The organism is Nitratireductor lacus, assembly GCF_056431025.1.
In genome coordinates, this window is sequence record NZ_JBWKMB010000028.1 from 39,743 (window position 1) to 45,885 (window position 6,143).

Consider the following 6,143-nt stretch of genomic DNA (forward strand, 5'->3'; position numbering starts at 1 on the left):
GAGGCCACGAGGAATTTGATGCTGATCGCGATCGATGGTCCCGATTTTTCGGGTAAATCAACAATTGCCACAGCTCTACGTCAATCTCTAGAGGAGATTGGACATACAGTCGTTTACAGTCGGACCTCTCTTTCGCGTGGGTGGATTGCCGAACTGGTAGAGTGGGCGCAGAGGCCAAATATCCATGCTTGGGCAAAGAGCATAGTGTTTCATGCCGCCTATATCTGCGACTCATTCTACAGACCTCCGAGTTCCTCAATCACTCTTCAAGAGACTTACTGGCCTAGGGTCTTAGCATACGATCTGGTCATGAGGCGGCGAGCTGGCTTTCTTTTCACTGCCATCGTCTCAAGGTTCTTGCCGAGACCACATCTCGCGGTCTTCATTGACAGCCGAATCGGCATCCGTGCATATCGCTTCAGGCATTCAGTCGAGAATATTGATTTGAGGGACGTAAGGAGATTTGGAAAGGATCGGGCAATGTACTTGAAACTTTGCGCGGCATATAAATTATTCTGCATAAAAAATGGATATGAAATCATTAAGAATAATGGTGAAAATGCAGATGAGGTTGTGAGAAATCTTGTAGAGCGAATCTCAGAAAAAATTGAAGAGAATAAAAAGTATGAGTGACACTCAGTATTCTGTCAAGTGGAGCATGGAATTCCCGCCGCGATCTCTGCCCGTAGAACAGGTTTATGGCGTCCTGTATAACGATGATGGGTTAGTTCTCGTCTTGAATGACTCTGGTCGCTATAACCTACCAGGTGGGCACCCTGAGAACGGGGAAGATTGGCTACAGACCCTTACTAGGGAGTGCATGGAAGAAGCCCAAGCAGAGTTTTCATACCCGGTATTGCTGGGTTATGTTCACGTCGACGAGATGAGCCGAGACAATCGTCGGTCATTTGCTCAGGTGCGGTTTGTTGCAGCCATCTCTAGGCTTCTACCGCAAACTGCTGACCCGGCAACTGGCAAACATTACGCGCGAGAATTTCACCCTCCAGAAGAAGTTGCAAATCTTCTACAATGGGGCGACCACGGATCGGATCAGCTTCGGGATGCGCAAGCGCTATGGCAGATCGCCAACGCAAGGCGATCAGGCCTATGAATATTTTCCAGCTTGGTGCTGGCCTCTGGATTGGGCCGCAACCAGCCGCGGCCGATCTGGCGAACCTATGCGTGACCGTTTGTGTATCTTTGCGCCGAAGTGAGCCGACAAAGTACAGTGGCGTGCGGTTAATCCATTTTCCGCTGTCTTATTGGGAATCGGATTTCCCTTTTGCGCGAGTTCAGCGCTTGGTTAAATTCGTTCGCTCATTGCAGAAGAATGGCCAGAAGATTTTCGTTCATTGCATGAACGGAACCGACCGAACGGGGCTATTTGCGATTGCATATCTTGCTGATCAACACCGGGACCTTGAGCGGGCGATATTGATGTATCAGGCATCGAGGGGAGCACCTCTTCCAGGCTATGAGGCGATTCCATTCTTACGAAGCAGGATACATTCGGGCACACAGGGGTAGCAGGTGCGGATCGCGATAATCTCACCGAAGTCAACCAGACTTTCTTTCAGCGCATTAGTCGGACCTGGGCTTGGAGGAAATGAAACCACTTTCGTGCTCTGGGCCCAGGAACTCGCAAGGCGAGGAAATGCAGTTGAGGTATTTTCACATGACCCCTCTCGTGAAATACACGACGGGGTTTCTTATGCGCCAATAAAAGCGTTCTCGAGCCAAGAAGGCATATATGACGTAATTGTTGCGTGTAGAGAACCGACGATTCTACGTGGCAAGCGCAGGGCAGATCGTCAGGTTCTTTTCCTCGGCGATAGAAACGTTAGTGATGCGGGCGCCATCTCAAGCGAGAATTGCGATCTGATCTGGTACGTTTCGTGGGCCCAGTATGAACGCTTGGGCCAACTCTTTCCAAATGATGTGCCGTTTTTTATCGGAACTTGCGGCGTTGAAGATCGTCTTTTTGACCTTAGCTATGATAAAGTACCTTTTAGCTTTATCCATACTTCCGCGCCATATCGGGGCCTGGACCGACTGCTAAGGACTTGGCCTCTGATAAGACAACACTGGCCAGATGCTGTACTCCACATCACTGGTGGTTACGAATTATGGGGTTACAGCGAGAATGATGCTTCCAACTTCTTCAAGAATGACGTCTCTGCAGACTCATTAAGAGTTCCTGGCGTAATCCATCACGGTCCATTGCCCAGGCAGCGTTACCTAGAGTTACTTGGGCAAGCCTGTTGCTTCCTTTACCCCACTAACTATGAGGAAATGTGCTGCATAGCTGCACTGGAGGCTGCGGCAATGGGAGCGGTTCCAGTTGTTTCTAATGTCGCGGCACTCGAAGAGCGGGTCATCCACGGTGTATCAGGAATCAAAGTATCTTCAGACGCAAATGAGTCATGCATCGCAGAGGCTATTGTCCCTCTTTTTAGTCAACCATATTATTTGGAAAATCTCTCTGAAAATGGACGCGGTATGGTTTTCCCACTCAGAACATCAAAGGTTATAGACAAGTTAATTCGAGCAATAACTTAATCAAAGGCTTTATTCATATCAACGATGGTAAACATGACAGTTGTCGCATGCATTATATCGTATGCACGGCATAACAACATAGATGCGATCGCTACGGCATTATCTGCAGCCAAATGCAGCTGGCCGATCACGGTGATTTTATCGTGTGGGCCATGCGAGGCAGCCACCGAGAGCGCAAGGGCGCTTTCGGCATTAGGGTTGGACGTCTACACACCCGAAATTCCCCTCAGTATAGGGCAGGCCAGAGCATTTGCGGTTCGTGAGCTCGCACACGCGTATTCACCAGACTTTATCGCATTCCTAGATGATGACTGTTTTCCAACGTCTACGTGGTCCGCCGCCTTATGGAGCGCTGTCTCCCACTTTCCTAATTCGGGGCTGATATTCGGTCCTCGGGTCGAGGAGTCATCGTCCCGATTAGGTGGCTACGTCCGCCAGCGGGAAGCGCGCAAGTCGAGCAAAACTCAATTAAGTCAACTTAAAGGAGCGGCGCACACGTTAACGGCAAATCCCCATGCGCTTTGCGCAGGGGGCAATATGGTCGTCAGCGTCTCCGCAGCGCAGGCGGTTGGTATTTATGACGCCGACTTTGAAGGAAAAGCGTTCGAAGACGTTAATGTCCAACTTGAAATGATACGCCAAGGATATCCCACTATCTTCTGTCGCGACATGGCGGTGGTCCATCGTGATCCGTTGTCCTTTATGGATCTCCTAAGAAAGTCAATTCTATCCGGACGTGGCATTGTTATGTGCCGACGACGATATGGAAAACTATTTCGATCAATGTCCCGTTGGTCCCGTATTCACGTTCTGTTATGGCGACCACTTCTATTACTACTCTCTATTACAATGCTTTCCGTTTACCCATTTGGCCTGGTAATTATAGCCGCGGCACTTCTCGCGTTCCTTATCCAACGAGTTTTTATCCGAAAGCCAGGCTGGATTGATTGGCTTCTTCTGAAGCCTATCCGAGATTTATCTGTTGCTTTTGGTGTCATTGCGGAACTTCTTGGTAGGCGCCATTTGCATAATACCTCGAAGCAGCAATCGTGGGGACGCATTCAAATAGCAGAAGGGCACAGGATCCCTGCGACGGTGCTGGATAGGGAATCTCGAAAGCGATCTCAAGGGACTGTCGATATAAGCAAATGAATCCAAAGCTTATCTATGATATTGGTATGCATGACGGAACTGATGCTGAATTTTATCTACAAAAGGGTTTCAGGGTTGTAGGCGTGGATGCCGATCCTGAACTTTGTGAAATATCGTCCACGCGTCTTTCATCTTATATTGAATCTGGTCATCTTTTGGTTGTGAACGCAGCGATTTCTGAGCATGCAGGAACTGCTACGTTGTACAAAAATGCATCCAATAGCCAGTTCAATACGACACAAAAGCAATGGAAAGCCCGAAATGAGCGAAAGGGGGCACCAAGTATTGGATGCCAAGTTCGGTCAATTACTATGGACGAGATCATAAAGAAGCATGGTATTCCCTATTACGCAAAAATAGATATAGAAGGAACCGATTTAATAGCATTGCAAGGATTTAGAGAGTCTTCCTCTAAGCCACAATACATATCACTCGAATCATCAAAGACATCGTTGAGAGCCATATGGACTGAGTTGCGCACGTTATCCATTCTAGGATATAATAGGTTTAAAATTGTTCCTCAACATGAAATACACACTCAAGTCTCACCTTACCCACCTCTCGAAGGTGCATATGTCGAACGAAGGTTCTCATGGGCGACCAGCGGATTGTTTGGTGAGGAAGCGCCTGGCCGGTGGCTTTCGCTGCCGCTAGCTTTCGCTTTCTACATTCCCATTTTAATTCGACATCGTTTGATTGGCGATCGACCGTTGGTTAAGAGCGCACGATTGGTGAGAGTGCTAACATTTCTGCTCGGAAAGCCTGGGTGGCACGATACACACGCCAAATTCCCGAGTAGGAGAATGGGTGATGGCAACCAGGTGGACCCCATATGAACGTTGCTGAAGGGCGAATCGCTCAAGATATCTCTATTCGACGAGTTGTTAATGCAAGACCAGTTTCGATTGTGGTTGATGGTCCGGATCTCTGCGGAAAAACTACAGTAGTAGAACTTTTAGAAAGCAGGTTGAAGGCAGGCGGCTATCGTGTCACACGGTGCAAGGGCGCTATTCATCGCACTTGGTTTCACCGATATCTCGACCGCTTTGATGCCAATAAGAGCCACTCAAGTGCTCTATTAAATTCGATGTACAGCCTAGCTGCTTTCTTTGACCGCTCTTGGCCCAAGGGCGAATGTGATGTGATCCTTTGTGAATCGCATATTGACCGCGTGATAGCCTATGGAGTTTCGTGCCGGCTATATTCCTTATCGTACCTTGCACTCTTTCTGCGCCCCTTATACCGCCGCTTTGATTTTCATATTCTGTTATACGCACCGCATGAGGTCAGATCGTCCAGACTAAGACGACGAGATGATGCGACCGTTATCGATAGAAAGACCACAGCCTCGCCAGAAGCGACAGCGCGATTTTTGTCGTCATTTCGTAGATCCTTTAAGAAAGCTGGTCGGATGTATGAATTCGATACCTCAAGGAATTCTGCACCTGAGATAGTCGAAGAAATCTCACGGATGATTGCAGCGCATTCAATTCCGACCTGTGGCGTACCCCCGCGCGGTTCGGGTGGTTTTGGATCATGATAGACGCCCAGCGAACCAGAGTGCTCGAACACACCCATTTCCGTTAGAAATGGCTATGTTCTGAGGTCTCATATGGCCGAGACCCACCAAGGGCGCTTAGGGTGTCATTTCACACTCTTCCGGAGCCGACCCCCTTCTGCCCAAGGACTTCCCGCCGTTCTCGACGGTGCAGAAATATTTCTACCGCTGGCGTGACGACGGCCTGCTGCGCACGATCAACAATGAACTGGTGATGGCGGCGCGCGAACGGGCCGGCCGAGAGGCAAGCCCCACCGCCGGCGTCATCGACAGCCAGTCCGTGCGAACCACCGAAAGCGGTGGAATTCGTGGGTTTGATGCCGGCAAGAAGATCAACGGCAGAAAGCGCCATATCGTCGTCGACACGCTTGGCCTGCTGGTCGGTCTCATCGTCCATGCTGCCGACATCCAGGACCGTGACGGCGCACCCGTCGTCCTGAAATCGATCCGCAAACGCTGGCGTTGGCTGCGCCATGTCTTTGCCGATGGCGGCTATGCCGGGCCGAAGCTGAGGGGCGCATTGCAAAAGGTCGGGACGTTCACGCTGGAATCATCAAGCGCTCGGACAGCGTCAAAGGCTTCGAGGTCTTGCCACGCCGATGGGTGGTGGAACGCACCTTCGCCTGGCTCGGTCGGTGCCGAAGGCTGGCCAAGGACTTCGAACAAACCATCGCATCCGCCGAGGCCTGGATCTTCATCGCAAATATTCGCCTGCTCACCCGCAGGCTCGCAAGGCCTTGAAAACACGACACTCATTTTGATTCAGACACTGAGGCCTAGAGCGGTTCAGAGCTTGACTGAATCGGTAGGGATTCCCGGATTGCCGATTTTGTGATTCAAGATGCTGGCTGGGAAGGAGGCCAGCATCTGATGA

General features: G+C 50.1%; 7 protein-coding genes and 1 pseudogene. All 8 read left to right on the plus strand.

Translation table 11 applies throughout. The features are described 5' to 3' along the window. Window positions 1–18: 18 nt before the first annotated feature. Window positions 19–633, plus strand: coding sequence for a hypothetical protein (locus tag AC07E3_RS19220; RefSeq protein WP_478364115.1), 615 nt, complete (start codon window positions 19–21; stop codon window positions 631–633). Between the two features lie 25 nt (window positions 634–658). Continuing rightward, window positions 659–1,111, plus strand: coding sequence for an NUDIX hydrolase (locus AC07E3_RS19225; protein WP_478364133.1), 453 nt, complete (start codon window positions 659–661; stop codon window positions 1,109–1,111). Then, window positions 1,108–1,527 (plus strand): dual specificity protein phosphatase family protein, encoded by a 420-nt coding sequence (locus tag AC07E3_RS19230; protein ID WP_478364117.1) that lies wholly within the window; start codon window positions 1,108–1,110, stop codon window positions 1,525–1,527. The genes AC07E3_RS19225 and AC07E3_RS19230 overlap by 4 nt, the downstream gene beginning before the upstream one ends. A gap of 93 nt (window positions 1,528–1,620) precedes the next feature. Continuing rightward, complete coding sequence (locus AC07E3_RS19235; RefSeq protein ID WP_478364119.1) at window positions 1,621–2,559, plus strand: glycosyltransferase; 939 nt, start codon at window positions 1,621–1,623, stop codon at window positions 2,557–2,559. A 33-nt stretch (window positions 2,560–2,592) separates the two neighbouring features. Beyond that, window positions 2,593–3,711, plus strand: a complete 1,119-nt coding sequence (locus AC07E3_RS19240; RefSeq protein WP_478364121.1) for a glycosyltransferase family 2 protein — start codon at window positions 2,593–2,595, stop codon at window positions 3,709–3,711. Then, window positions 3,708–4,547 (plus strand): FkbM family methyltransferase, encoded by an 840-nt coding sequence (locus AC07E3_RS19245; protein WP_478364123.1) that lies wholly within the window; start codon window positions 3,708–3,710, stop codon window positions 4,545–4,547. Before AC07E3_RS19240 ends, AC07E3_RS19245 begins: the two co-directional genes overlap by 4 nt. Then, a complete protein-coding gene (locus AC07E3_RS19250; RefSeq protein WP_478364125.1) occupies window positions 4,544–5,251 on the plus strand; it encodes a hypothetical protein in 708 nt (235 codons plus the stop codon). The genes AC07E3_RS19245 and AC07E3_RS19250 overlap by 4 nt, the downstream gene beginning before the upstream one ends. Before the next feature lie 133 nt (window positions 5,252–5,384). Further along, window positions 5,385–6,010 (plus strand): annotated as a pseudogene (locus AC07E3_RS19255) (IS5 family transposase); the annotation flags it as partial. Window positions 6,011–6,143 lie beyond the last annotated feature (133 nt).